The 24,726-nt window shown below is 47.4% G+C and carries 22 protein-coding genes, 1 tRNA gene and 1 pseudogene; 14 read left to right on the forward strand and 10 right to left on the reverse strand.

Features of this window, described 5'->3' with window-relative positions:
- Window positions 1-32 precede the first annotated feature (32 nt).
- Window positions 33-283 (reverse strand): annotated as a pseudogene (locus SPI9445_RS29035) (helix-turn-helix domain-containing protein); the annotation flags it as partial.
- A 947-nt stretch (window positions 284-1,230) separates the two neighbouring features.
- Between SPI9445_RS29035 and SPI9445_RS23890 the strand changes: the two are divergent.
- From SPI9445_RS23890 to SPI9445_RS0101465, 5 genes are all read left to right on the forward strand, one after another.
- Window positions 1,231-2,811 carry a diguanylate cyclase domain-containing protein gene (locus SPI9445_RS23890; protein ID WP_017302935.1) on the forward strand — a complete coding sequence of 527 codons (1,581 nt, stop codon included), beginning with the start codon at window positions 1,231-1,233 and terminating at the stop codon, window positions 2,809-2,811.
- A 105-nt stretch (window positions 2,812-2,916) separates the two neighbouring features.
- Window positions 2,917-3,102 carry a hypothetical protein gene (locus tag SPI9445_RS30235; protein ID WP_164674446.1) on the forward strand — a complete coding sequence of 62 codons (186 nt, stop codon included), beginning with the start codon at window positions 2,917-2,919 and terminating at the stop codon, window positions 3,100-3,102.
- Window positions 3,083-3,334 (forward strand): RNA recognition motif domain-containing protein, encoded by a 252-nt coding sequence (locus SPI9445_RS0101455; protein ID WP_017302936.1) that lies wholly within the window; start codon window positions 3,083-3,085, stop codon window positions 3,332-3,334. Before SPI9445_RS30235 ends, SPI9445_RS0101455 begins: the two co-directional genes overlap by 20 nt.
- Before the next feature lie 395 nt (window positions 3,335-3,729).
- On the forward strand, window positions 3,730-5,619 hold the full coding sequence (locus SPI9445_RS0101460; RefSeq protein ID WP_052646615.1) for a two-component system response regulator: 1,890 nt from the start codon (window positions 3,730-3,732) through the stop codon (window positions 5,617-5,619).
- A gap of 128 nt (window positions 5,620-5,747) precedes the next feature.
- Window positions 5,748-6,461: a pentapeptide repeat-containing protein gene (locus SPI9445_RS0101465; RefSeq protein ID WP_017302938.1), complete on the forward strand. Its 714-nt coding sequence runs from the start codon at window positions 5,748-5,750 to the stop codon at window positions 6,459-6,461.
- Window positions 6,462-6,691: 230 nt separating this feature from the next.
- On the opposite strand, the gene xth is transcribed toward SPI9445_RS0101465, so the two are convergent.
- Both xth and SPI9445_RS0101475 read right to left on the reverse strand, forming a co-directional pair.
- Entirely contained in the window at window positions 6,692-7,480 is a 789-nt protein-coding gene (gene xth / locus SPI9445_RS0101470) for an exodeoxyribonuclease III (protein WP_017302939.1), read from the reverse strand.
- Window position 7,481: 1 nt separating this feature from the next.
- Complete coding sequence (locus tag SPI9445_RS0101475; RefSeq protein ID WP_017302940.1) at window positions 7,482-8,006, reverse strand: hypothetical protein; 525 nt, start codon at window positions 8,004-8,006, stop codon at window positions 7,482-7,484.
- Between the two features lie 355 nt (window positions 8,007-8,361).
- On the opposite strand from SPI9445_RS0101475, the gene SPI9445_RS0101480 reads away from it, so the two are divergent.
- Window positions 8,362-8,565 carry a hypothetical protein gene (locus tag SPI9445_RS0101480; RefSeq protein ID WP_017302941.1) on the forward strand — a complete coding sequence of 68 codons (204 nt, stop codon included), beginning with the start codon at window positions 8,362-8,364 and terminating at the stop codon, window positions 8,563-8,565.
- Window positions 8,566-8,589: 24 nt separating this feature from the next.
- Here SPI9445_RS0101480 and SPI9445_RS0101485 read toward each other — a convergent pair whose 3' ends face one another.
- Both SPI9445_RS0101485 and SPI9445_RS0101490 read right to left on the reverse strand, forming a co-directional pair.
- Window positions 8,590-9,378 (reverse strand): TrmH family RNA methyltransferase, encoded by a 789-nt coding sequence (locus SPI9445_RS0101485; RefSeq protein WP_017302942.1) that lies wholly within the window; start codon window positions 9,376-9,378, stop codon window positions 8,590-8,592.
- A 46-nt stretch (window positions 9,379-9,424) separates the two neighbouring features.
- A tRNA-Leu gene (locus SPI9445_RS0101490) sits at window positions 9,425-9,509 on the reverse strand.
- A 206-nt stretch (window positions 9,510-9,715) separates the two neighbouring features.
- Between SPI9445_RS0101490 and murA the strand changes: the two genes are divergently transcribed.
- The 3 genes from murA (at window position 9,716) to SPI9445_RS0101510 (ending at window position 14,061) form a co-directional block, all read left to right on the forward strand.
- Window positions 9,716-11,074 (forward strand): UDP-N-acetylglucosamine 1-carboxyvinyltransferase, encoded by a 1,359-nt coding sequence (gene murA, locus SPI9445_RS0101495; RefSeq protein WP_017302943.1) that lies wholly within the window; start codon window positions 9,716-9,718, stop codon window positions 11,072-11,074.
- A gap of 802 nt (window positions 11,075-11,876) precedes the next feature.
- Window positions 11,877-12,119 (forward strand): hypothetical protein, encoded by a 243-nt coding sequence (locus SPI9445_RS0101505; RefSeq protein ID WP_017302945.1) that lies wholly within the window; start codon window positions 11,877-11,879, stop codon window positions 12,117-12,119.
- 172 nt (window positions 12,120-12,291) lie between these two features.
- Window positions 12,292-14,061, forward strand: a complete 1,770-nt coding sequence (locus SPI9445_RS0101510; protein WP_026079446.1) for a S8 family peptidase — start codon at window positions 12,292-12,294, stop codon at window positions 14,059-14,061.
- A 197-nt stretch (window positions 14,062-14,258) separates the two neighbouring features.
- Here SPI9445_RS0101510 and SPI9445_RS0101515 read toward each other — a convergent pair whose 3' ends face one another.
- Together SPI9445_RS0101515 and SPI9445_RS30240 are read right to left on the reverse strand one after the other, a co-directional pair.
- Window positions 14,259-15,443, reverse strand: coding sequence for an RNA-guided endonuclease InsQ/TnpB family protein (locus SPI9445_RS0101515; RefSeq protein WP_017302947.1), 1,185 nt, complete (start codon window positions 15,441-15,443; stop codon window positions 14,259-14,261).
- 321 nt (window positions 15,444-15,764) lie between these two features.
- Window positions 15,765-16,034, reverse strand: a complete 270-nt coding sequence (locus SPI9445_RS30240; protein WP_164674447.1) for a hypothetical protein — start codon at window positions 16,032-16,034, stop codon at window positions 15,765-15,767.
- Between the two features lie 29 nt (window positions 16,035-16,063).
- On the opposite strand from SPI9445_RS30240, the gene SPI9445_RS30245 reads away from it, so the two are divergent.
- Together SPI9445_RS30245 and SPI9445_RS0101530 are read left to right on the forward strand one after the other, a co-directional pair.
- On the forward strand, window positions 16,064-16,405 hold the full coding sequence (locus tag SPI9445_RS30245; protein WP_164674448.1) for a hypothetical protein: 342 nt from the start codon (window positions 16,064-16,066) through the stop codon (window positions 16,403-16,405).
- A gap of 98 nt (window positions 16,406-16,503) precedes the next feature.
- Complete coding sequence (locus tag SPI9445_RS0101530; RefSeq protein ID WP_017302950.1) at window positions 16,504-17,391, forward strand: HEAT repeat domain-containing protein; 888 nt, start codon at window positions 16,504-16,506, stop codon at window positions 17,389-17,391.
- A 12-nt stretch (window positions 17,392-17,403) separates the two neighbouring features.
- On the opposite strand, the gene SPI9445_RS0101535 is transcribed toward SPI9445_RS0101530, so the two are convergent.
- The gene (locus tag SPI9445_RS0101535) at window positions 17,404-18,099 is read right to left on the reverse strand and encodes a zinc metallopeptidase (RefSeq protein WP_017302951.1); all 696 of its coding nucleotides are present in this window, start codon (window positions 18,097-18,099) and stop codon (window positions 17,404-17,406) included.
- Between the two features lie 120 nt (window positions 18,100-18,219).
- Entirely contained in the window at window positions 18,220-20,265 is a 2,046-nt protein-coding gene (locus SPI9445_RS27205) for a serine/threonine-protein kinase (RefSeq protein ID WP_237747912.1), read from the reverse strand.
- Window positions 20,266-20,494: 229 nt separating this feature from the next.
- On the opposite strand from SPI9445_RS27205, the gene SPI9445_RS0101545 reads away from it, so the two are divergent.
- Window positions 20,495-20,695: a hypothetical protein gene (locus tag SPI9445_RS0101545; protein ID WP_017302953.1), complete on the forward strand. Its 201-nt coding sequence runs from the start codon at window positions 20,495-20,497 to the stop codon at window positions 20,693-20,695.
- A 207-nt stretch (window positions 20,696-20,902) separates the two neighbouring features.
- Here the strand turns inward: SPI9445_RS0101545 and SPI9445_RS23905 are convergent, their stop codons facing one another.
- On the reverse strand, window positions 20,903-21,631 hold the full coding sequence (locus SPI9445_RS23905) for a methyltransferase domain-containing protein (RefSeq protein ID WP_017302954.1): 729 nt from the start codon (window positions 21,629-21,631) through the stop codon (window positions 20,903-20,905).
- Window positions 21,632-22,192: 561 nt separating this feature from the next.
- Between SPI9445_RS23905 and lpdA the strand changes: the two genes are divergently transcribed.
- Window positions 22,193-23,620 (forward strand): dihydrolipoyl dehydrogenase, encoded by a 1,428-nt coding sequence (lpdA, locus tag SPI9445_RS0101555; RefSeq protein WP_017302955.1) that lies wholly within the window; start codon window positions 22,193-22,195, stop codon window positions 23,618-23,620.
- A gap of 210 nt (window positions 23,621-23,830) precedes the next feature.
- Window positions 23,831-24,712 carry an indole-3-glycerol phosphate synthase TrpC gene (trpC, locus tag SPI9445_RS0101560; protein WP_026079447.1) on the forward strand — a complete coding sequence of 294 codons (882 nt, stop codon included), beginning with the start codon at window positions 23,831-23,833 and terminating at the stop codon, window positions 24,710-24,712.
- Window positions 24,713-24,726 lie beyond the last annotated feature (14 nt).

The raw sequence follows: 24,726 nt of genomic DNA on the forward strand, positions 1-24,726 counted from the left end.
GACCTCTTCCGGGCTTAACGTGACATCCTCCCGACACCAAATCCATCCGGTATAGGTCTGTGTAGATTAATGACCACAGAGCCTAGCTTAGGGAGTCTCAATTGATATCCAGTTACAGGGTTTTCCCTGAATTGAGGAAAGTTAATCGACCGAAACTGAACATATTTCTTAAACCGGGGAAAACCAAATTATATACCCCTCGACAGATTTCTAGCCAGTCAAGTAATTCTTTTTCTTGACTGGCATCTGGATAAATTCTGTAGCAATAGTTGAGGTTTAACACGAATAATAGCTGATTGACCTGAACCTATTATACAATATCTAGGGATAAATCGTCACTCCCTAGTAATTGTTTGTTAATTTTCGGGGCATCGAACCCCTCAATTAACCGTCTTTCTTCCCGACACTGACATTCTTACAGTGCGGGGCTTCCCGACGATGAGCTAACGCTCTAATGGGAGTCGCTCAGAAAATCCCTCAATATTTCTGACTCTTCAACGCCTCAAGATAACAGGAAGCCATCTCCGTAAAATTAGGGATTGCTAACGCTTGAATTATTCGTGATCATGTAACAGGTTTAGAAAAAATGTAGCATTCTGGGTTCACTTGGGTTAGAATAGGAGTGGCTGGCTTCTGATTTTGTTTTTAAGAACCGTTTCTATTTTAGATTTTGCTAACTTTCATTGTATTAACAGCGATTGTATTAACATCTATTCCCTTCGCTTATTTGCTAACACTATTCATCTGTATAGTAGCTAGCCCAACAAGCTTTTTAGTCGCTTGATAGTTGCTCTCATCATTCTCTGTTTAAGGGGTTATTATGAATCTACTATGTAGACTATTGAACCTCAGCTTTTTGATAGGTTTTACCCCGTGGTTTAACTTTAAAAAAATGGCTGGAGATTCCCTGTCTCGCCACTGTAGTAGGGTGTTTCACATGAGTATGACATCCTTAAGAGGTAGCCTCTTAGGCACTCTTCCGTTCCATCGGAAATCACCCGCCTTATTGTTGTAGTGATCCCTAGGGTTCATCCATGGTTTTCAGCCCAATGCTGATGGACTACCCCGTACCTTGCGAATCGTGATAGCACCTAAAGATAACACTTGCCGCGGGGCTATCCCTGAAGTCAATGAGTAACAATCCAAAAGACCTTACGTTAAGATGACAGGAGATCCTAGCCTGTAATCATTGAACCTCAAGTGTTTCTGTTCACGTTCTGCTAAAACAAGATGAAATCTGATGTTGCGGATCAACGACTTATGACCCGAACAAAGCCGTTAATTGCCCAATGCCCAAAACCTGATTTTCTGCCCCATCATCATAGTATTTTGGTGGTGGATGATACGGCGGCAAATCTAAATTTGTTGACGCGGATTTTGGGGAACGAAGGCTATAAAGTGCGAGTCGCCCCCAATGGGAAAATGGCGATTCGTTCAGCCTTGAGTCATCCCCCAGATTTAATCTTGCTGGATATCAAAATTCCCGATTTAGACGGCTATAGTATATGTCAACGACTCAAAGCAGAACCCCAGACTTCTGATGTGCCGATTTTGTTTATCAGTGCCTTAGATGCTGTAATCGACAAAATCATGGCCTTTAGTGTGGGGGGAGTGGATTATATTACCAAGCCGTTTGAGCCAATGGAAGTGTTAGCACGCATTGAACATCAACTGCGTCTGCGCTATTTCCAATTGCAATTAGAACATCAGAATCAACAGCTACAGTTATTGTTTGATGCCAGTCAGGCGATCGCACAGGCTCAAGATGTATCGACGGCCTTTGAAGCCATTTTAGCCCGCATCTGTGAAACCCTGCACTGGGATTATGGAGAAGCTTGGATTCTCAACCGGGATCAATCCCATTGGATTTATGGTCAAGCCCATTATGCTCCCAATCCAGTGGCGGAAGATTGGTTCATCTTACGGCAAAATCTAGCTTTTGCCACAGGTCAGGGATTAATTGGCCAGGCTGCCGCTAGTCGGGAGATGATTTGGTTTGATGCTGTCTCCCATGAGTCTTGTCCGGATTATCCAATCTGTTCCCAGTTACTCGAATTAGAGAATTTCCAGAATGGACTCACCTTGCCCATTTGTTTGGGGGACGATGTGTTAGCGGTATTAATGTTTTTTTATCAGATCCCCGCGATCAATAGCCCAAGTCCCAGAAGTGAGCAACAAATCCGTCAATTACTCAAGGTGGTTGCGACCCAGTTAGGCGAAATGTTACAACGGAAAAAGGCAGAAACCGCTTTACAAGAAGCCAATCGAGAGTTAGAACGCTTGGCGACTTATGATGGTTTAACCCAAATTGCCAATCGTCGCTATTTTGATCAGTACCTACAAGAGATTTGGCAAGTGTCCCAAGAGAAGGGAGAATACTTGTCTTTGATTTTGTGGGATTTAGAACACTTTAAGCAATATAACGACTGTTATGGTCATCCGGCAGGCGATCGCTGTTTATACGAAGTCAGTCAGGCCGCGAGTCGAGTGGTTCACCGCAAAACAGACCTCCTCGCTCGCTACGGGGGGGAAGAGTTCGCGGTGATTTTACCCAATACCCCCATTCAGGGTGCGATCGCCGTTGCCCAAGGGATTCAACAAGCCATCTACCAACTGCAAATTCCCCATAAAACCTCCTCAGTCCGTCCCTACATTACCTTGAGTTTAGGCATTGCCAGCTTAATCCCCCAAGGCAATTACAGCCCCCAAGAGTTAATTCAACTGGCCGATTTAGCCTTGTATCAAGCCAAAAAATCCGGGCGAGATCGTTGGTGTTATGAAGCTCTCCCCACCAGACTACATCGTAATTAAGGGTGTCCCCTGTCCCTCTTAGACTCTTTTGAGTCTAGAGATCCTCAAGTCGCCGAGAATATCAAGAATGACTTGCCACTCCTTGGGGAAACCATGTTATAATGAATGGCGAGACTAGGTTATCGGCAGTTAAGTAATGCGATCGCAGGACAGGAGTTTTACATCAGTTTCGTGTTTTACATCGGTTTCGTGAACGTTCTTGTAGACTTGCCTCCGAGTTCCCATCTCTACACACATTTAATTGGTTTTGATCTCAAGAGAGAGGTAAGGAATGACAGTTTATATTGGTAACTTATCCTTTGACGTGACAGAGGATGACCTCAACAATGTTTTTGCAGACTACGGTTCCGTGAAACGGGTGCAAATGCCCGTAGATCGTGATTCCGGTCGCAAGCGTGGTTTTGCTTTTGTCGATATGGACACAGAGGCCGAAGAAACCTCAGCCATTGACAGTCTCGATGAGGCCGAATGGATGGGGCGGACTTTGCGGGTGAATAAAGCAAAACCCCGTCGTGGTCGCTAGATTAAGTCACAATTTAGGCCTTCAAAATTTAGGCCTTCAAAATTTAGGCCTTCAAAATTTAAGCATAAGTCCCTACTGTATCAGGTGTACTAATCGATACAACCAACCCGAATCATCTAAGGGTTGACCTTAAGAACTAGCGTTAAGGACTGGCTTAAAAACAGCTTGCTTGTGATTCTGAATTTTTATTCTAGAGGGGCGTTTTCCAACGCCCCTGTTTTGTTGAGGCTCTCGTTGCAGAGTCATCAGCCGAAAAGTCTTACCGGGATTTTCACAAACTTGCCCTAACTTTTACGGTAATCAATGTTACTGTGTATCAAAAGAGACTTGATATTTCATAAAAGTTAACGTTCTAATAGAACTACGACTGAAGTATTAAGTTTTTGTAAAAAAATATGATTAGTTCTCTTATTCGTGCATTTCCTTCTCAGGTGACTTCCTCAATCTCGACATCCCAGCGCGATATTTTAATTGTTGATGACACGCCAGAGAACCTCCGTCTGCTCTCTCAGATGCTCATGCAGCATGGGTATAACGTGCGCAAGGCGAGGAACGGCAAAATGGCACTCATGGCCGTTCAGACGATGCTTCCGGACATCATCCTCTTAGATATCATGATGCCCAATATGGATGGTTACGAAGTCTGTCAACAGCTAAAATCCGATCCGAAAACCGCTCAGATTCCCGTAGTTTTCCTCAGCGCCCTAGATGAAGTGATGGATAAAGTCAATGCCTTTAAAGTGGGAGGGGCAGACTATATCACGAAACCATTCCAGATTGAAGAAGTCTTAACCCGAGTTGAGCATCAATTGTCATTAAAGCAGGCCGAAGCAGAAATTCGGGAACTCAACAGTAGGTTAGAAGAACGAGTCAAGGAACGCACCCAACAACTACAGGCAGTTGTCCATGAACTAGAACTAGAAATTCAACAACGGAAACAGGCTGAACACCAGTTACTAGAGATGGCACTCCATGACGCGCTCACGGGTTTACCCAATCGGGTGTTATTAGCCCAGCGTCTGCAAAATACCATCACCCGGGCTTCTTTAGATCCAGATTATCATTTCGCGGTGTTGTTTCTGGATTGCGATCGCTTCAAAGTAATCAACGACTCCCTTGGTCATCGCGTCGGGGATCAATTATTAGTCGCCCTAGCCAGTCGCATTCAAGCCCATTTACAATCAGAAGATACCCTAGCTCGTTTAGGAGGGGATGAATTTGCCATTATCCTAGGCAACAGTCCCGACCTAAACCACGCGACCCAAGTCGCCCAAAACATCTTAGAATCCCTTGAGCATCCCTTCCAACTCGAAGAATGCGAAGTCTTCACCAACGTTAGTATTGGAATTGTCTTTGGGGACTCTTACCGCACCCTCCACGAACGCAACGCCGACCAACCCGAACACTTACTCCGGGATGCTGATAACGCCATGTATCGGGCCAAAGAAGGGGGACGGGGGACTTATCACGTCTTTGACCCCACCATGCACCAGATCGCCTTAGAACGCCTCAACCTAGAAACCGAACTCCGTTATGCCCTGAACCGGAATGAGTTTCTCCTCCACTATCAACCCATTGTTCACCTGAAAAGTGGCAAAATTCAGGGGTTCGAGGCCTTGATTCGGTGGCATAGTCCCACCCGGGGGTTAGTTTCCCCCTCCCAATTCATCCCTATTACCGAAGAAACTGGGTTAATTGTTCCTTTGGGACAGTGGGTGCTAAAAGAAGCTTGTTCCCAACTGCGACAATGGCAAAAACTGGGGCTAGTTAATGACAGTATGAGTATTAGTGTGAACTTGACAGCGCACCAATTCACACAAGTTGACTTTTGTCAACAACTGGATCAAATTTTAGCCGAAACCGGACTCTCCCCCCATCACCTCAAACTAGAAATCACCGAAAGCACAATTATGGATAATCAGCGTTCGGCGCAAAGTATCTTACAGCAACTCAAATCGAGACATATTTCCTTGAGTATTGATGACTTTGGGACAGGATACTCCTCTCTGAGTTATCTCCACGCCTTCCCGGTGGATATTCTCAAAGTAGATCGCTCCTTTGTTCAGTCCCTTGATGGGAGTCGCGAGAAACTGGGTTTAATCCCCGCCATTTTCAGTATTACCCAAGCAATGGGAATGTCTGCGATCGCCGAAGGCATCGAAACCGCCATTCAACTGGATCAACTGCGCCATTTAAACTATGAATTTGGACAAGGCTATTTTTTCTCCAAACCCTTACCCAGTGAGGCTGTCGTAGAACTGTTAAAACAAGATCCCCAATGGTAGAATCTGAATTTGTCCTGATAGCGAGACTTTCCTTTAGAATAGGGGAGCGGTTCTCAGGGAGGACAGAATCACCGTCCCTAATCCTGCTAGAATGCAAATTGAACAAGCACCTGACCCCTTAAAACACGATGGTTGATCAAAACGGAGACATCGAAAGACTACTAGAAACAAAAAAATGCCAAGGCGGGGATCTCAGTCACGCAAATTTAAGTAACTTAGATCTCAGTGGGGCGGATCTCAGTGGGGCGACGCTCTTCTGCACCAACCTGAGTGGGGCTAATCTCAGTGGGGCTAATCTCAGTGGGGCTGACCTCAGTTATGCTAACTGTGTTAATACAGACCTCACCCGGGCAAACATCAGAGGGGCTGATGCTAAAGGAATTAACCTGTTTGATGCTAACCTCAACGGAACTAATTTAAGCGGGACAGATTTAACCTTTGCGAACCTCGTCAATGCCAGTTTAAGTGAGGCGAACTTACGGGCGGTTAAGTTAGTGGGAGCCAACTTAATCGGGGCCAAACTCAACAGCGCCAATCTCAGTAGTGCCGACCTCGGAGGAGCCAATCTCAGCACAGCAAATCTTGTGGCCGCTAAACTGTTAAGTACAGATTTAAGTGAGGCAAAATTAGTCCGGTCTGATTTAAGTGATGCGGACTTGGTGGGGGCTAATTTAACCGATGCGAACCTCTCTAATGCCAATCTTCTCAATACCAATATGGCCAGCGCTCTATTAATTGGGTCTTACTTAGTGGGGGCGAATTTAATTGGCACTCATTTAGAAAATGCCAAGTTAGATGGTGCCATTGGCATTACAACAGAAGGGCAATTAGTCGTTCGTTAGCTCATCGTCGGGAAGCCCCGCACTGTACGTTCGCGTTCACGTTCGCGAAGCGTTGCGTAGCAAAGCGTCACGAAGTGAACGCAAAGCGTTGCGTAGCAAATGTCAGTGTCGGGAGGATGTCACATTGTAGTCGGGGTAATAGGCAATCTTGACCAGTTAAGACTCAACGTTAGAAGTCAAGGTGTCGGGAGTCGGGAGATTGCCTCTCCCCTGCTGCCCCTCTCTCCTGATCACCACTCAACAATCACGGGAGTATGATCACTGGGTTTTTCTAACTTTCTCGGTTCAATGTCGATGGTACAAGCTAGGGCTTTTTCGTACAGTTTCGGGGTTAAGTAATGGTGATCAATTCGCCATCCCCGATTACGACTAAATCCCCCTTGACGATAATCCCACCAACTAAAATATCCGGCTTCTGAATTAAATTTGCGGAAGGCATCTTTTAAGCCTAATGCTAAGACATTTTCTAGGGCTTCTCGTTCAAGGGGGGAGGACATAATATGTTTTTCTTTGCCTTTGGGGTTATAAATATCCCGGTCTTCTAAGGCAATATTAAAGTCCCCACAGACACAAATTTCTGTGTTTTCACCCTTGACAAAATGGGTCAAATAGTCTTTTAAGGTAGCAAGCCAGCGCAGTTTATAGTCATATTTATCACTATCCAAAGCGGCACCATTGGGAACATATAGATTAACAATTCTCACCTCTCCCAGTTGACCGCTAATGACTCGTTTTTGTGCGTCTAATTCTGTAGCAACGTCGCTGTTCAGGATACTAGAAAAGCCTATTTTGAGATCGGTTAAAGGGGTTTGACTGGCAATGGCGACACCGTTATAGGATTTTTGTCCAGAAATGGCGAGAGAGTAGCCGATTTCTTGAAAGGGTTCTTGGGGAAAGTCGGAGTCAATCACTTTGGTTTCTTGTAAGCATAAAACCTCAACAGGATTCTGTTTTAACCAGTCGATCACAATACTGAGACGGCTACGAATTGAGTTAACGTTCCAGGTGGCTATTTTCATTTTAAACTTTTCCAGTGAAGGCAAAGCCGAGGAGAATTAAGAGAATAAGGACTAACGCCAAGGTGACAAAGTTGTTGTCTTTGCGGTTAATTAAACTGGGATCAATAGGTTCGGGTTCAACTTTTTTGACTTTTATCCGGGGTTTTTCTTGCAGGGGAACATAGCGATTATCGGGTTTACTGTCTTCGATGTTACGGAGATCGGGAATTTGGGTCATCCATTCTGGAGGACGTTTTAAGGCGGGTGCTTTGATGATGTAGAGGAGGCGTTTGGCTTGTTTACTGGTTTCTGGGAAGGGGTGACGGAGGAGTTTTTCACAGAGTGCGATCGCCTTTTCCTGTTCATTGGCCGCTTGATAAGCCGTGACGAGCCAAATCTGCGCCTCTCCCCCCAGCCGAGAAGTCCCCCGCACTAGGCTACAGGCGGCCTCTAACGCCTCAATACTGGCACGATAAAGGCCGCGTTCAAAGGCAACTTTTCCCGCTTGATAGTGTTTTTGAAAGGCTTCTTGTTCTTCTAAATTCACGTTTTCAGATGAAATTCCTGATTTTAGCGCTCAGTTGTTGGGTTGCGCTGTTGCCACCCAACTCACAGATAACATTCTTGCTTTTATTTCATGGAGTCCCAAGGGACATTGTACAATGCACAGGAAAAAACCAAGACTAAACCGACACTTCAGGTACAGTCTGGGAATCCTGAATTTTAGTGCTAGGAAATTCTAGTCTATCCCACGCTGTACCTTAAGTTGGCGTGGATTTTGTTCTGTCTTCAGCCCAAAGATCCGGGAAAATGGGTTTAAAACTGGGAATGTTAAGAGAGGAGGATCTAGAGTTAAAGAAAAGCAAAGAACGCCCGTAGTTGCTCAACCCCCAAGTTTTACAATGAATGAATATCACCCTCGTCATGATGCCGATCAGGCTTTTAAGCAATCCCTAGAGCAGTTAAAAGAGATTCTGGAGCCCAAAAAATCGGTTAAACCCCCCCCTCCCCCTACTCCCAAAGAGCCTCTTTCTCTGGCCGATGAGGCTTTATGGGAGGAAGCGGGGGAAGATTTAGAGGCCTATTTCAAGGAAGAGGACGAATAAGCGCCATGTTTATCGTTTGGCTGTTTATCGTTTGGTCGTTTGTCGTTTGGCCTCATAGAGGAGTAAAGCGGCGGCGATCGCAACATTTAATGATTCCACTCCCACCGCCAAGGGAATAGTGACCTGTAAATCACTTTGCGCCAGTAAGTCCTCAGAGAGTCCGGCCGCTTCATTGCCGAATAATAACAGGGTGTGTTTTTGAAAATCGATGTCCCAATAGGACAAATCCCCTTGGGGGACAGTAGCAATGACCTGTCCCCCTTGTTGTCGGTAGGCTTGCACCCGTTGCGGTAAATCCCCATAACGGGCCATCGGCACTTGAAAAATAAAGCCAGCCGAAGCGCGCAACACTTTCGGATTGTCGAAGTCTACACTATCCCCACTCAACCACAGGCCATCACTGGGAATAGCGGCCGCCGTGCGGATAATTGTGCCTAAATTGCCGGGATCTTGTAGGGTTTCCAAGACCACACCTAAACGGGGAAACGCCACAGGAGGAGGACTGATTTGATCTCGGGGTAAAGTAGCAAGCACCCCATCAGGACTAACCGTTGTAGTGAGCGATCGCAACACCTCCTCACTCACCACCTCCAGCCTCGCCGTCCCTTGCTCCAGCACAGCCCACAATCGGGAATGTTTCCCCTGCCAAGTCGGAGTACAACAGACCGTTTGTAACGGTAAACCCCCCTGACTCGCCATCTCCACCAAATTCGTCCCCTCCAACAGGCACAAATTCTCTTGGCGACGATACTTGCTCTGCTGCAACTTCCGCAACTGCTTAATCAAGGGGTTCTGCAAACTGGTAATCAACATCAGCTTCTTCCCCCCTTTCACCCTAATTTAGAGCTAAGTTCTCTCATGCGGAACGCGAGACTTGAACTCGCACAGGATAAACTCCCACTAGAACCTGAATCTAGCGCGTCTACCAATTCCGCCAGTTCCGCATTAATCACGCAATTTTGTATTATTGCACTCCTCCCCTCTCTTGTCAAGGCTGATTATTTTTTTTTTTCAGAAAAAGATTCCGTTTTGACCAAAGCTTTTTAGTATAATGCAGCATCTGACAGAGAACCAGAAAACGAAAAGACTAGACATTTTCCATCTTTCAGGTACAATCAGAACCAAAAATTCAAAAATCGTCACAAACCCTTTGTTGATCGTGGAGAATAGAGCCATTAACCCTTTAATCAGCCCAAAACCCAGTGAAACCAAACCTGACACTGAGTTAGAGTCCCTAAGAATTTGGGGCAAACATCCCCTGTCGGGCCATGTTCACATTAGCGGGGCGAAAAACTCCGTCCTTGCCATCATGGCCGGTGCCTTGCTTTGTCCCCAACATTGTCGCCTGCGGAATGTCCCCAGCTTGGCCGACATTGCCAAAATGCGAAAAGTACTAGAGGCCTTGGGTGTAAAAATAGAGAGGCATAATGACACCCTAGAACTCGATACCAGTCATCTCTCCACCTCCAAAGCTCCCTACGATCTCGTTTCTCAACTCAGAGCGAGTTTTTTTGTGACAGGTCCTCTCCTGACTCGTTTAGGCACCGCCCGGGTTCCCTTACCCGGGGGCTGTGCCATTGGTGCTAGACCCGTAGATCTCCACGTTCGGGGTTTGCAAGCGATGGGCGCAGAAGTTCACATTGAACACGGCATCGTTCATGCGGATATTCGCGGCAGTGGTGGGCGTTTAAAGGGGGCGAAAATTTATCTGGATTATCCCAGTGTCGGAGCAACAGAAACCCTCCTGATGGCGGCCACGTTAGCCGATGGGGAGACGATTATTGAAAACGCCGCTCAAGAACCGGAAGTCGAAGATTTAGCGAACTTCTGCCGGGCAATGGGGGCAAAAATTCGCGGCGCTGGTACTAATACCATCACTATTGTTGGGGTGCCGAATTTACACAGCGTAGACTATGGCATTATCCCTGACCGCATTGAAGCGGGAACGTTCTTAGTGGCTGGGGCTATCACTCACTCAGAAATTAGCATTTCTCCCGTGATTCCCGAACACCTCACCCCGGTTATTGCGAAGTTACAAGAGATTGGCTCAAAAATTGTTCTCGACAGTCCCAATCGTCTGCGAATTATTCCCGGAGAATTGCGCGCCACAGACATTGAAACCTTACCCTATCCCGGGTTTCCAACGGATATGCAAGCCCAATTGATGGCCTTGTTAACGGTGGCGGAGGGCAATAGTGTAGTGACGGAAACGGTTTTTGAAAACCGGATGCGTCATGTGGCGGAATTAGTCCGCATGGGGGCAGATATTCGCATCAAAGGGCAAAACGCAATTATTCGCGGGGTGTCTCACCTCTCCGGTGCGCCCGTGTTGGCGACGGATTTACGCGCATCGGCCGCGCTAGTGTTGGCAGGTTTGGCCGCAGAAGGGGAGACACTGGTACAAGGGTTACACCACTTAGACCGAGGTTATGATGATTTAGAGACGAAGTTGAAGCAATTAGGGGCGAAGGTGGAACGGGTTGTCCCTCAAGGCAATGGGCAATCTTGACAAGTTAAGACCCAAAGTTAGGGGTTGAGGGAACAGGGAACAGGGGTAGTCGGGAGTCGGGAGTCGGGAGTCGGGAGTCGGGAATCGGGAGTCCGGGAACTCTCCCCCCCCGTTCCCTGTTCCCCGTTCCCTAAAAGAAAAGAGTTGTGGCTATTCACTAGCCACTATTCCCCCTCCCCCCCTCTCCCCTGCTCCTCTGCTCCCCCTGTTCCCTGTTTCCCACCCGGAGCAGAGTTATTCAGCAAGCCCAAATTATCGAGAGAGAAGGTCGCCCGTCATGTTTCTTCATATTGGTTCTCGAATCCTTGGGCTTGTGATAGAGTGAATGTACAGAATGCCTCAACATATCTGTCAAGAGTTTCTCGTTAGAAACCCGGAGGGCATGGTTTAGGTTCTCGTGGGGAAGCCCCGCGCTGTGGTCTTGGATTAGTCATCTGCGATTAGTCCTCTTCGATTCAGTGTTGGGTAGTTCGCATTTCTTTGGCTTGACGGAGAACGACTGCAATTCAAAAGCCAAAAAAACAATAGCACAGGTGGAGAGCAAGAGGGGATTGATGACCCCTTAGATTGGTCTTTTGAGTGTCTATAACTGAGCATCTATAACATGGGGCGGTTAATACGGAAGGGGTCTAAGTTGGTCGAAGAGCAAGTACATCACGTTTCTATTCCCTCTCCACAGTTTTCTGTTGTCCCCTCGAAAAAGAGTTTGTAATCATGGGTTTGTAATCATGAATTAATTGTGCGATCGCGCCGCGTTTGGAATGTAGAATCGCCTACTTCCGATGAATTGGGAGGGAAAATCATGTTTTTGGAATATCAGCCTACTTGTGAACTGATCGAAGTGATGCGGATTGAAGACCTCTTTGATCCTTGCTTGCCCGAAATTATGGGGCGTTCTCATGCCGGGGAAGAAATGCAAGATCCTTGCATTTATCCTAAAGCGGATCTGCGCTTTCCTTCGGGAGAACCCCTGCCTCTGTGCTGGATTGACCCCGACTATCGTATTGTGCGCAGTCCCGGAAATGCAGTAGCCAGAAGCCGCTAGTTGACCATCCTCAGCGAAGGAATTTGCCGGAGATTCTCCACCCCCTTGTGGGTGCAGTCGTTCACTGGTGAGAGAGAAAAATCTGGGTTATGGTGAAGGGGACAGATCGAGACAACATCTGTTCCCTTTTTGCTGTCTCCCTGCTGTTGTCTTTCTTTCCTATCTTCAGCTTATGAAAAACTTTCTACTGTGCTGCTTATTCATTCTTGGATTGGGGTTTGCCCTCTCCCAGTTTAAGGGTTTAGCCAATCAGGGGGAATATGATTCCCTGATCTTAAACTTCCGGAATGATATTCCCCAAGAACAAGTCGAACAACAGGTAAAGGCGATCGCAAAACAATATAACCTAACCCCAGAACTCAACAGCGAGTTCTCGAAGGGCGAGCGTATCTATATCCTAAAAGGCGACAAAGAAACCGTCGCTACCCTAAAAGAAGCCGGAATCAAAGACACAACCGAATATATCGAACCGAACTACGTCTATCACAGCTTTTTCACCCCCAACGACCCCGACTACGCCAAACAGTGGAACTTCCGCGCCATTAATATCGAAACCGCCTGGGCCCAAACCAAAGGCCAAGGAATCACCGTCGCCGTCATTGATACCGGAGTCACCCAAGTTCCCGACCTGAAAAACACCAAATTTGTCCAAGGCTACGACTTCGTAAACAAGCGCGTTGAAGCCACCGACGACGTAGGACACGGCACCCACGTAGCGGGCACCATTGCCCAATCTACGAACAACAACTACGGCGTGGCAGGCATCGCCTACGAAGCCAAAATCATGCCGATTAAAGTCCTCAGCGCCCAAGGAGGTGGCACCGTCGCCGACATCGCCGAAGGAATTCGCTTCGCGGCCGACCACGGCGCAGATGTGATTAACATGAGTTTAGGCGGCCCGGGAGAAAGTAAACTCATGCAGGATGCCGTCAACTACGCCTATAACAAAGGCGTGGTCATCATCGCCGCCGCCGGAAACGAAAGCCGGAACTCCGCCTCCTACCCCGCCCGCTATCCCCATGTGATTAGTGTCTCAGCCCTCGATTCTGCGGGCAACAAAGCCCCTTACTCTAACTTTGGGGCAGGGGTAGACATTGCCGCCCCCGGAGGCAGTGACGGCGGCAAAATCTTACAAAACACCATCGACCCGCGCACTAATCAGGCCATCTTTGCCGAGTACCAAGGCACCAGCATGGCCGCCCCCCACGTTGCCGGAGTAGCCGCCCTAATCAAAGCTACAGGGGTTAAAGACCCGGCCGAAGTGTTTAGTATCCTCCAAGAGTCCGCCCAGAAAGTGGAAGAAGACCCCTTTAATCACTATGGAGCAGGACAATTGAACGCCGGAAAAGCCGTCCAACTGGCCGCCAAAGGACAAATTACCTTTAAAGACTTCTTCCGATGGTTGCGTGAAAACGGCTACTTAAACCCCCGCTTCTGGATTGATGGCGGTGCCGTTGCCCTCCTGCCGAAAATTGCCATGGTCATTGGGTCTTATCTCTTGGCCTTCCTGTTACGCAACTATTTCCCCTTTGCTTGGAGTTGGTCTTTAACGGGTGGACTAATTGCCGGGAGTTCGGGGTTATTCTTCCTGCGGGGTTTCTACGTCTTTGACCTCCCCCAAGCACCGTTCCGGGTGTTAGGGAGTTCAATTCCTGAGTTAGGAACCGCTATTCAAGGGGGAACTATGCTCAACCCCTTATTTGCCAGTGTCCTAATTCCGGGTATTTTAATCACCCTGTTTCTCGGTCATCCTCAATGGAAATGGTTCGCTATTGGCAGCGCGTTAGGGGTGGCTTCCTGTCTCGCGGTGAGCATTTTTATGAATCCTCAAGTGTGGGGACTGGGTGCAGGTCTGTTAGCTCAAGGGTTTTTAGCTCTTAATGCCCTGTTGTGTTTTGCCTTAGCGAAGTTAGCTAGCCAGAAACACCCCTTAGAGGTTTGACTCCCCCCGCTCTAAAGAGGGCTTGCTGAACAAGTCCGGGAGTCGGGAGTCGGGAATCGGGAGGAGTCAATAATCGTTAATTCCCCCTCTTCCCGACTAACAGATTTATTCAGTTTTTGGAGAGTCATCAGTAATTTGTATTGCATACATTGAACCTCCCATCGCTGAAAGCGAGGGATTCCCATATAGACTCTTATCTAGACCGAAGTCCCCGACAGAACGCCATTACTGGGCTGTTTGACCACGGGCGCACCGACCGCAGTTAATCCACGCTGTTTTACTATCATTGAAGCAGCAACATCCCGATCCACGGTGTAGCCACATTCAGAGCAAGAGTGAACCCTTTGAGAGAGTTCTTTCTGACCTGTATGGGTTCCACATTCAGGACAAACTTGAGAGGTATAGTCTGGATTGACCTTGGCAAAATATGTATCCGTTTGAGAGCAAACATATTGCAAGATAGTAAAGAATTGACCTAAACCTATATCTAGAGATTGCTTACAGAATAGTCCCCTACTCCAAGCTGTGAAGTTAATATCTTCAACAAATACCATCCCGACTCCATCACAGAGTTGATGGGCTAACTTGAAATGGTAATCCTTTCTTCTGTTGGCTACGGCTTCATGTAATAGAGCGATCCGATGCTGTAGTTTCTGCCATTTATTAGACCCTTTGTTTTTATTTTTAAGCCTTCTTTGTAGTAATTTAATCTTACGCCGTGCTTTATCTAAAAACTTCGGCCTAGGAAGAATCAAACCATCGGAAGTTGCCAGCATACTTTGAATCCCAACATCAATCCCCAAAGCGTGACCATGAGGTATTGGGGTTGGGATATTAACATCAAGCTCAATTGCTAAGTTGACATAGTAACCCGATGCTTTCTTGATTACTTGAACTTGTTTGATCTTAAAACCCTCTGGAATATCCCGTGACTTGACAAACTTAACTTCCCCCAATAGAGGCATCTTTAGCTTGTTACCATTGACTTCAATTCTGCTACTAACTAAATTAAAAGACTTCATGTTCCTTTTGAAGCGAGGAAAACCTAGTCCCTTGCTTTTCATGTCGTTAAACGCCCGATCTAATTTCCGCAATGTTTGCTGCATCGCTTGGGCATTACCAGACTTAAGGAAATCGTTAGTCTTTTTAGCTTGGGTTAAATTGGCAGATTGAGTAGGGTAGTTAGGATATTCAAAGGGAGCAACAATATATTCAGAACGAATAGAGCAAGCGTTGACCTGACAACTACGACTGTTATACCAAAGCTTTCTTTGAGCCAAAGCATAGTTCCAAACAGATTGGCAGACAGTTAAATTTAATTCGATCTTCTCTGTCTGCTCTTTGGTTGGAATTATCTTATAGTTGTAAGTAAGGTTAAGCATTCAATTCTTGCTCATTGTAAGTAAGATTATAGCACAATTTTACAATTTGGGGTATGCTGTTGTAATATGTCGTAATTCATCCCGTCGATAAAATCGAGGGTCTTCTTCCGACGATCAAGATAATGGCATCATGGCGGATTCAAAAAACGGCTCATTCTGACCCGAAGGGATTATGGGGTAGTCTAATCTTAGGGTCTATGATTTGTCATGTCGTTTTGGGATGGCTATTCTTTCAAGCGACAAAACAACCTCTCTCATCGGGAATTCGAGATGGCATTCCTATTGATTTGATGGATCTGTCTCCTTCTGCTCCTTCAACTCCTACTCTCCCTTTCTCTTCTTCACCGAGTCCAACATCTTCACCGAGTCCAACATCTTCACCGAGTCCAACATCTTCACCGAGTCCAACACCTTCACCGAGTCCAACATCTTCACCGAGTCCAACATCTTCACCAAGTCCAACATCTTCACCAAGTCCAACATCTTCACCAAGTCCAACACCTTCACCAAGTCCAACATCTTCACCAAGTCCAACATCTTCACCAAGTCCAACATCTTCACCAAGTCCAACATCTTCACCAAGTCCAACATCTTCACCGATGGAAACAAGGGGAGGGGGGATGATGACTCGTGTTGCTCCACCGCGTCTTACGGTGCCTGACCGAGATATTCCGACTCAATTGGCGCAACCGAGGCAAAATCAACAGAGTTTTGCCGAAGTTCCGGCGAATATCAGCATTATAGAACCCATTGTGTTGGAGGTTGTGATTAGGATTGAGGAAGGCGGAGAAGTGATGGTTTATGAGGAAACAACTCGCATTTTGGAGGGGAATATTACACGACAAGAGGCGCAAATCTTGGCAAGTAGCATTTTGGAACAGTGGGAGTTTGAACCAACTTATATGGGTGAACAGGCTGTAGTACAGGAGTATGTTTTACAATTAATGATTACTGGTGATTGAGGGGGATTCTGGGAAAGCCAAAATTAAAGGGAAACGGAGGGTATTGTCGGAAGAAGTGGTTTAAGATCACAGGGGTACATTTGGAGTGAAGAATTGAGATGGATCCTCTAAATACAATCGCTGGTGTAGTTATTGGCGTGGCGTTATCGGCAATTTTTGGGGCGGGGGTTTTTCGGAAAGCCCGGGAAGAGCAGGAAGAGGCTACGAGGGTTAGAATTGAGCAGGTTGAGCAGGAGTTAGCTGAAGAACACGAGGCGGAGTTACAATCGCGGATTGCTGCGTTAGAAGCGGATTATCTCAAACAAAGTGATGCTTTGAAGGCGAGTTATGAAAGGGAGTCTGAACAGAAGGAGACGGAGTTACAGGGACAACTTCAGGCACTGGAGGCGACGTTAAAGCGGGAAAAAGAGGAGGCGATCGCAAAATTACGGGCAGAGGATAAGGCACAAGGGCAACAGTCGCCCCCAGATGTTGTGTTAGCCCCTCCTGCGGTGGAGGCGTCGCCAGAAGAGACAACAACGGAAATCCCGCCCCAAGTGCCTCCCACTCCTACGCTGACTATCGGTAGTCATTTAGTGGCACAGTTGCAAGGGTGGGGTGAATCGAAGCAACTGCGCTATATTGCCCAAATGCAGCAGTATTGTTTCTCGGTGGATTCTCAGGTGCGGGAACAAGTGGCGATCGCACTCAAAACCCTGACGACGGGACAACCGGTGCGCGGTGAGGTGAAAACAGCGATCGCGCTCTTGGGTAAACTTAGCACGGATTCCCAGGCCTCTGTTCGTTTAGCGGCCATTCAAGCGTTAGGGGGCATTAAATCCCCCCAAGTGATTCCTTACTTACAAAAAGCCTTACAAGACTCTAGTAGTGAGGTGATTAAAACAGCAAGTGCAGCCATGCAAAAGTTCAAATTTTACCCAACGTCTGCCCCAGTTCAAGTGGCAAAACCTGCACTTAAGGCGACCAAAGTTAAGGTCAAAGCCTAGAGTCAGCAAGCCCTAATTACGACTGCGGGAGAGAATAATGTACTGGGCTAACTGCAAAACGGCGTAGAGAGCAGTGGCAACATAAGTCCAAGCTGCTGCTTGTAAAACAGCTTTTGCGCCTTGGTTTTCATCCCCTTGCAAAATCCCTAACTCGTCAATTAACTTTAACGCTCGTCGGGAAGCGTCGAACTCGACAGGCAGCGTGACGAGGTGGAAAACAATCACGGCGGCAAATAAGACAATCCCCAAATTAATAAACCAGACGGAAATTGCCCCTAAAGAACCGAGGAAAATCCCCGCAATAATCAAGAAAGGCCCTAAACGAGAGCCTAAATTTGCGGCCGGGACTAGACTAGCGCGCAAGTTCATAAAGCTATATTCTCGTTTATCCTGCATCACATGACCGCATTCATGGGCAGCCACGGCGGCAGCAGCAAGGGAGGTTGAACTATACACACTTTCAGACAGTCGAACCGCCTTGGCACTGGGGTCATAATGATCGGTTAACTGCCCAGCAACGGGTTCAATTTTCACGTCGCTGATATCCATCGCCGAGAGAATTTGTCGTGCGACTTGCGCCCCAGTTAAACCCAGACTAGAGGACACCTGAGAATAACGCTCATAAGTTCCTTTGACCTTACTTTGCGCCCAAAACATCAGGATCATGCCGGGGATTAAGAGCAAATAGGACCAATGCCAATAGAACATAGGAAGGCTCCTCCATGGTTGAAACGGGTTGCAGGCTACAACCCATTGATTCTCCGATTATAACTTTGGGAGCTAGAGCCAAGAGGAGGCCTTGAGGGTAGGATAACCTCACTTGTTGAGTTACCCAACACCGCTTAATTCTTGTAATTGGGCTCCGGGATTGAGATCCGAGAGGGTGGAGAAGGTGGAGGGTTGTTCTGCACTGGGATGATAGGACATTCGGCGGCCAAGTCGCTCCACGACGCGCTGTTTTTGTTGGTATTCAGGTAGTTTTTCTTTGGCGATCGCACCTGCGGGAGTATCGGCGGGAATTTGTTCAAGAAAGGTAATCGCCCGTTGAAATTCCTGTTCTGCGGCCAAATTGTAGGCTTGCTGCAACATCCACATGGCGCGAATGTTTTGTTTCTGACGATATTCCTCTAGTTTCGGTTGGATGGTTTGACCGATACTGGTTTGAGGGGAGATACGTTGTAACTGTTCAATAGCTTGGGCAAAGTCTTTGTTCATAGCCGAGCTAAAGGCTTGATTGAGCAGGGCTTGAGCTTCGGTTTCCGCCTGGGTGCGAGCCTTTTTGACCAAGGGACTAACTCGATTGCGCCAGTACTCAATGGAGGGAACTTTCCCCGCCAGAGTCAGGACTTCTTGCCATTGTTGGGACTGAAACGCCCGTTCAGTTTCGCTGGCGTAGTGGGAGGCTTGTTTCCAGTCCTGTTGCCACTGTTGGATAAAAGCCTGAGACTCTTCGTAGGCGGGACTTTCGGCGGGGATGGATTGGGCAATGGCGATCGCATCTTCGAGTTTTCCGGCGTGTAAGGCTTGTTCTGCCTCAATCAGACGCTCTGCGGGTTCACTCGCCCGACTATCCACTAAAGTATAAATCCCCAAGGCAATGGCAAAGGCATTTAACACGGCTACCAGAACCCCCATACGAGTGAGCATTTTCATCATGCTGGGGTGGAGTTGTCCCGAGCTTGATTGGGCTTTAGCTTTGGCTTGTTTCGGTGATGCGGTGCGACGGGGGGGAGTAGTGGGTAGACTGGGCGCTTGGCTAAATCCCCCTATCGACGAGGCAATAGGTTGTTCTTGGGGTTTAAAGAGTTCCTTCTCTTCGCTCCAGTCCTCAAAGTTTGCTTGTTCGGCCTCTTGTTCGAGGCGATCGCTCCCTGGTACCGGAAACAAGGAAATAATATCTTGGGTGCATTCTTCACTCACCCGGTCAAAAGCCTCTTCTAACGCTCGACTAGAGGCCTCTAAGGTGATGGCTTTAGCCTCCACTAATAACGGCTTTAAGGCATCGAGAACCGCCTGAGCAGAGGGATAGCGTTCCCGGTAGTTATAGCGCACCATCTGGCTTAAAATAGCCGCCAATTCCTCGCTATAATCCTCTGGTGTACTATTTTGGCGATAATGCTCCTGCCAATTAATCTCACTGGTTTCTAAGTTCAGTTGTAATTTAGCCGGGTCTAATCCGGTTAAAAACTGAATAGCAATAATCCCCAGCGCATAAATATCACTACAAGGATAAGGAGTTCCTAAGAGTTGTTCCGTTGCCAGATATCCCGAAGGACTGACGGCAACGGTGGTTTTTAAGGAAAGAGGATGAATAATCTTTTTATCATAGGCCGGAGAACGCACCGGTTGAGCCGCCCCGAAGTCAATCAATATTAAACGACCATCTTCAATCCGCCGGATAATATTATTGGGTTTTACATCACAGTGAATCACCCCTTGACGATGTACATAATCCAACACCGTCAACAGATCCCGTAATAGGTACACCACCTGTTCCTTTTTCGCTGAGGGCTCTCCGTAACGCCCAAAGGACAATTCTGTACTGAGCGTTTGCCCAATAATTAACTCTTGAACTAAATAAAATCCTTTATTTTCTTCAAAACAATCAAAAAACTGGGGAATTTGGTCATGATTTCCCAATTTTTTCAGCGTTTCAACCTCGGAAACAAAAATACGACGACTGGTTTTTAAAAGGTTGGGATAATCCCGATTCGATTGATAATATTTGACCACACAACGCGGCCGGCCAGGTTGCGTAATGTCTTGGGCGATATAGGTCTGACCAAACGCACCAGAACTTAAAACTTGGACAATTTCGTAACGACGATGTAGCAGTTGTCCGACAGGTGAATGGTATGTTTTGCTGTTCAACACAAGGTTCTCCCTGTTTAAAATTCCCCGATTATTACTCTCACTTTTCACGGTTGTGGCGCGTTCTCCGGAAAAAGTGCAGCCGCAAAAATACGTTCAGTAGAATCACGGGGGTAAATTGAGGGAACTTAAAGAAAGTTTACAAAGTCTTTAGGATGTGAGTGGTTAATGCTCCGTGAAAGCACATAAAATAAGACTAGAGAGAGCTTACTCGCACCAGCCAATCTGCATTATGTTAAACCAACTGCAATTGATTCCGGGCGCACTGGCAGACATTATGGCCTCTGTTGCTGATACCCAAACTTTAACCATTGGCGATCGCTATGGTCTGATGGCAGCCTTACTAGATGACTCGCTGCAAGAAGACGAAAGGCGCGCCATTGACCGCATTTTACACGCTGTCCGACGAGGCAATGTGCGTCTTCATCGTTAGGGCTGGCTGAATCAGTCTGCTCCGGGTGGGAAACAGGGAACAGGAAGGGGGAGTCGGAAAACAGCAAGCCTTTTTGATTCTTTATCCCTAAAACCTTCAGACCCTCGTTAGATCCCCCATCCAGTAGATCCCCACCTGCGAGGGTACGAGGTGGGGGAGTCTAAAGGTTTGAGTGAGTCAAAGATTACAACTGTTCCGGGGGGCGTTTTACAGCAATGTTGCGTTGAAAGCCCCATCTCCTTGTGGGTGGCAATCAAACTTCATGAATTTATGGATGACTTGAGATTGCCATATTTCAGTATGAACACATTGGAAACCTCGTTCAGCAAATAGTGCTATAAATTCGTTTGATGTGTAATCATTCACCCACCCTCTTCGTCGGCGTTCCTTAGTGTTTTTTTCGTAAACAGCATAGGAAGCGAGGATAACCTTAACCGACGGGGCTAAGTGAGAAATGAGTTTCGGCACATCGTTCACATATTCTAAAACCCCACTAAATACCGCAACATCATGGGCAGGAAATGCTGGAAGAGTAGCAGCATTTAGGTCACAAATCAGAGTATTCTCTCCCCGATCTACTAAATCGGAAGGCGTATAAGAACATCCAGCCGGGAGATGTTGTTTTAAGACCATTCGACCCGCACCAAATTCTAAAACGGAAGAGTTCGCCGTGAGTAAAGCCGCCATTTGTTGAGTCCTTGTGTCCCAACTTTGGTGTAAATTTGTGACTTGACTCCAACGTTCTGTATCTGATTTTCCGGTATACTTGCGGACTAAAGTCTTTAACGATATTTTCGAGAACTTCAGACTTTGCTTCAGACTTCCTCGGATCTTTTGATAAATTTCAAGTGGTACTTTTGAGGTTGATTTGAAGACAAAAGCAAGCTGACTTGCTGTTCTGGTTGATTTAGGGTAAGACTCAGGACGATCTATCATGACGTTCAAGCAATAGTTACGTTTGTTTGTGAGCCAATATCAACAGCAGAACCTGACTGATTCCGAGAGAACCATTAGTAGGGCGACAAGCTTCTAAAGTCTGAAGCCATTAAGCCCTTAATGTTAAGATACTAGAATCCTTAAAAAGTGAGAGTTGATATTAGCAGATTGCTTGGATTTTGCAGAGTTCCTTCTATTGTGGTCTGACTTTTTAGGAATGTCCAGTGTTAATTTGTTACTTTTGTTTAAAAAACATTAAAGATCATTGCTTTATTAGACTCCCAAAGACCTGAGAGGTCCGGCGCTTTCAGGTTAAGGATATCCCCGCTAGGGTCTTAGAGTATGGCGTCTTTGCCGTTTATTGCCCCGTTGGACATTCATTCATCCCTCACAATCACGAGGATCAGGAAATTCTGCCCGACCGTAGGTTAACGTCCCTAGGTTAACGTCCCTGGGCTTGTATAATGAGAGGGTTAACAGAATGTCAAAAAAGTCCCCAAATCGCCAAGGGGGGAGACATATATCCAAACCAACTCGCAAACAACACGGGATCACGAGAAGATGAGTTTTGATTATGATTTGGTCATTATTGGGGCAGGTGTCGGAGGACATGGTGCAGCCTTACACGCGGTTGAGTGTGGCTTGAAGACGGCTATTATTGAAGCGGCCGAGATGGGTGGGACTTGTGTGAATCGGGGCTGTATTCCCTCCAAAGCCTTGTTAGCAGCATCAGGACGGGTGCGAGAGTTATCAGACCAGAAACATCTGGCGGCGATGGGTCTAACGGTGGGGGGTGTGGCGTTTGAACGAGGTGCGATCGCCGATCATGCCAATAATCTCGTCAGCAAAATTCGCGGCGACCTGACCAACAGCTTAAAACGCCTCGGAGTCGATACCATTCGAGGCTGGGGGAAAGTGGCCGCCCCCCAAAAAGTCTCCGTTCAAACCGAAACCGGAGAAAAATTCATCACCGCCCGGAATATTCTACTTTCTACGGGCTCCATTCCCTTTGTGCCGCCGGGAATTGAAGTAGACGGCAAAACCGTATTCACCAGTGATCAAGCGGTGAAATTAGAAAGCTTACCGGATTGGATTGCCATTATCGGCAGTGGCTACATTGGTTTGGAATTCTCCGATATTTACTCGGCGCTGGGCTGTGAAATCACGATGATTGAAGCCCTAGATACCCTCATGCCCGGTTTTGACCCGGAAATTGCCAAGTTAGCGGAACGGATTTTGCTCACTCCCCGGGATATTGAAACCTACAGTGGGACGTTAGCGAAAAAAATCACCCCCGGCAGTCCCGTTGTGATTGAATTGGCCGACGCGAAGACTAAAGAACCTCTGGAAGTGTTGGAAGTTGATGCTTGTTTAGTGGCCACCGGACGCATCCCGGCGACGAAAAATCTAGGCCTAGAAAATGTGGGAGTCCAGCCCAATCGTCGCGGTTTTATTGAGGTGAATGACCAGATGGCGGTGGTGTTGGATGGTCAGGTGGTGCCGAATCTCTGGGCGATTGGGGACGCAACGGGGAAAATGATGCTGGCTCATGCGGCCTCGGCTCAAGGGGTGGTTTGTGTGGAAAATATCTGCGGCCGGGAGAAAACGGTGGATTATCGCAGTATTCCGGCGGCGGCCTTTACCCATCCTGAGATTAGCTATGTGGGCTTAACGGAGCCTCAAGCGCGGGAGTTAGGGGAAGCGGAAGGATTTACCGTGGCTACGGCGAAAACCTATTTTAAGGGCAATTCTAAGGCCTTAGCGGAAGGAGAAACGGATGGGATTGCTAAGGTGGTTTATCGTCAGGATACGGGGGAACTGTTAGGGGTGCATATTATTGGCCTCCACGCTTCAGATTTAATCCAAGAAGCGGCTAATGCGATCGCCTCTCGCCAAGCGGTGCAACATCTCGCCTTTAATGTCCACACCCACCCCACCCTCTCAGAAGTGCTGGATGAGGCCTTTAAGCGTGCTAAAGTAACCGCTTAAGGGAAAGGGGGTTAACCCCCCCTAACCCAGTCTTGACCCGTTAAACCCCAAAGTTTAGATGTCAAGGTGTCGGGAGTCGGGAGTCGGAAATCGGTGTAGGGGCGCAATGCTTGCGCCCTAGAGAGTCTGGAGTTGATTCGTATTCCCCATTCCCTATTCCCTATTCCCTATTCCCTCTCCCCGTTCCCCGTTCCCCGTTCCCTTATTCCCATGAAAATTCGTAGAATACACCCCAATCCTCCCGTCAATGTGGACATTTTGCGCTATCAAGTAAAAGTCCCAGATGCAGAACCTCGGCATATTCTAGAAAAGATTGTCTGGCACAAAGAGGCAGAAGTTGAACGGATGCGCGATCGCCTTTCTCTGTTAGAACTGCGTAAACGAGTGGCCGAAGTCCCGCCCCCTTTGGACTTTTTAGCCGCCCTACGCCAAGGCAAAACCACCCCCGCCCTAATTGCCGAAGTCAAAAAAGCCTCCCCCAGTAAAGGCGTGATTCGGGCGGATTTTGACCCCGTGGCCATTGCTCAAAGCTATGAGCAGGCCGGGGCGAGTTGTATTTCTGTACTAACCGATCAGGAATTTTTTCAAGGCAGCTTTGAAAATTTGGCCTTAGTGCGCTCAACTGTCCAGATTCCGCTATTGTGTAAGGAATTTATTATCTACCCCTATCAAATCTATCTCGCTCGGAGTTATGGGGCTGATGCCGTCCTGTTAATTGCGGCGATTCTCAGTGATCAGGATTTACGGTACTTCGTGAAAATCAGCCAAAGTCTAGGGATGACTCCTTTAGTCGAAGTTCACACTCTCGCTGAATTAGATCGCGTTTTAGCCGTAGAAGACGTTACCCTAGTAGGCATTAACAATCGGAATTTAGAAAATTTCTCGGTTGATTTGCAAACGACCCGCCAGTTAATTGCAGCGCGGAGGGAGCAATTGGCAGCCCGAAACGTCCTCGTTGTGAGTGAATCCGGGATTCACACCGCCGAGGATCGGCAAACTGTCCATGACGCTGGAGCCCAAGCCATCTTAGTGGGAGAGTCCTTAGTTAAACAAGGCAATCCTCAAGAGGCGATCGCGAACCTGTTCTCTTAAAATATTCGTCCCTT

Origin of the sequence: Spirulina subsalsa PCC 9445, assembly GCF_000314005.1 — a bacterium.
Classification (GTDB): Bacteria; Cyanobacteriota; Cyanobacteriia; order Cyanobacteriales; family Spirulinaceae; genus Spirulina_A; species Spirulina_A subsalsa.

Coding starts and splice junctions, on each gene's coding strand:
- SPI9445_RS23890 (WP_017302935.1), top strand. CDS start 1,231: ATGAAATCTGATGTTGCGGATCAACGACTTATGACCCGAACAAAGCCG.
- SPI9445_RS30235 (WP_164674446.1), top strand. CDS start 2,917: ATGGCGAGACTAGGTTATCGGCAGTTAAGTAATGCGATCGCAGGACAG.
- SPI9445_RS0101455 (WP_017302936.1), top strand. CDS start 3,083: ATGACAGTTTATATTGGTAACTTATCCTTTGACGTGACAGAGGATGAC.
- SPI9445_RS0101460 (WP_052646615.1), top strand. CDS start 3,730: ATGATTAGTTCTCTTATTCGTGCATTTCCTTCTCAGGTGACTTCCTCA.
- SPI9445_RS0101465 (WP_017302938.1), top strand. CDS start 5,748: ATGGTTGATCAAAACGGAGACATCGAAAGACTACTAGAAACAAAAAAA.
- xth (WP_017302939.1), bottom strand. CDS start 7,480: ATGAAAATAGCCACCTGGAACGTTAACTCAATTCGTAGCCGTCTCAGT.
- SPI9445_RS0101480 (WP_017302941.1), top strand. CDS start 8,362: ATGAATGAATATCACCCTCGTCATGATGCCGATCAGGCTTTTAAGCAA.
- SPI9445_RS0101485 (WP_017302942.1), bottom strand. CDS start 9,378: ATGTTGATTACCAGTTTGCAGAACCCCTTGATTAAGCAGTTGCGGAAG.
- SPI9445_RS0101505 (WP_017302945.1), top strand. CDS start 11,877: ATGTTTTTGGAATATCAGCCTACTTGTGAACTGATCGAAGTGATGCGG.
- SPI9445_RS0101510 (WP_026079446.1), top strand. CDS start 12,292: ATGAAAAACTTTCTACTGTGCTGCTTATTCATTCTTGGATTGGGGTTT.
- SPI9445_RS0101515 (WP_017302947.1), bottom strand. CDS start 15,443: ATGCTTAACCTTACTTACAACTATAAGATAATTCCAACCAAAGAGCAG.
- SPI9445_RS30240 (WP_164674447.1), bottom strand. CDS start 16,034: ATGTTGGACTTGGTGAAGATGTTGGACTTGGTGAAGATGTTGGACTTG.
- SPI9445_RS30245 (WP_164674448.1), top strand. CDS start 16,064: ATGATGACTCGTGTTGCTCCACCGCGTCTTACGGTGCCTGACCGAGAT.
- SPI9445_RS0101530 (WP_017302950.1), top strand. CDS start 16,504: ATGGATCCTCTAAATACAATCGCTGGTGTAGTTATTGGCGTGGCGTTA.
- SPI9445_RS0101535 (WP_017302951.1), bottom strand. CDS start 18,099: ATGTTCTATTGGCATTGGTCCTATTTGCTCTTAATCCCCGGCATGATC.
- SPI9445_RS0101545 (WP_017302953.1), top strand. CDS start 20,495: ATGTTAAACCAACTGCAATTGATTCCGGGCGCACTGGCAGACATTATG.
- SPI9445_RS23905 (WP_017302954.1), bottom strand. CDS start 21,631: ATGATAGATCGTCCTGAGTCTTACCCTAAATCAACCAGAACAGCAAGT.
- lpdA (WP_017302955.1), top strand. CDS start 22,193: ATGAGTTTTGATTATGATTTGGTCATTATTGGGGCAGGTGTCGGAGGA.
- trpC (WP_026079447.1), top strand. CDS start 23,831: ATGAAAATTCGTAGAATACACCCCAATCCTCCCGTCAATGTGGACATT.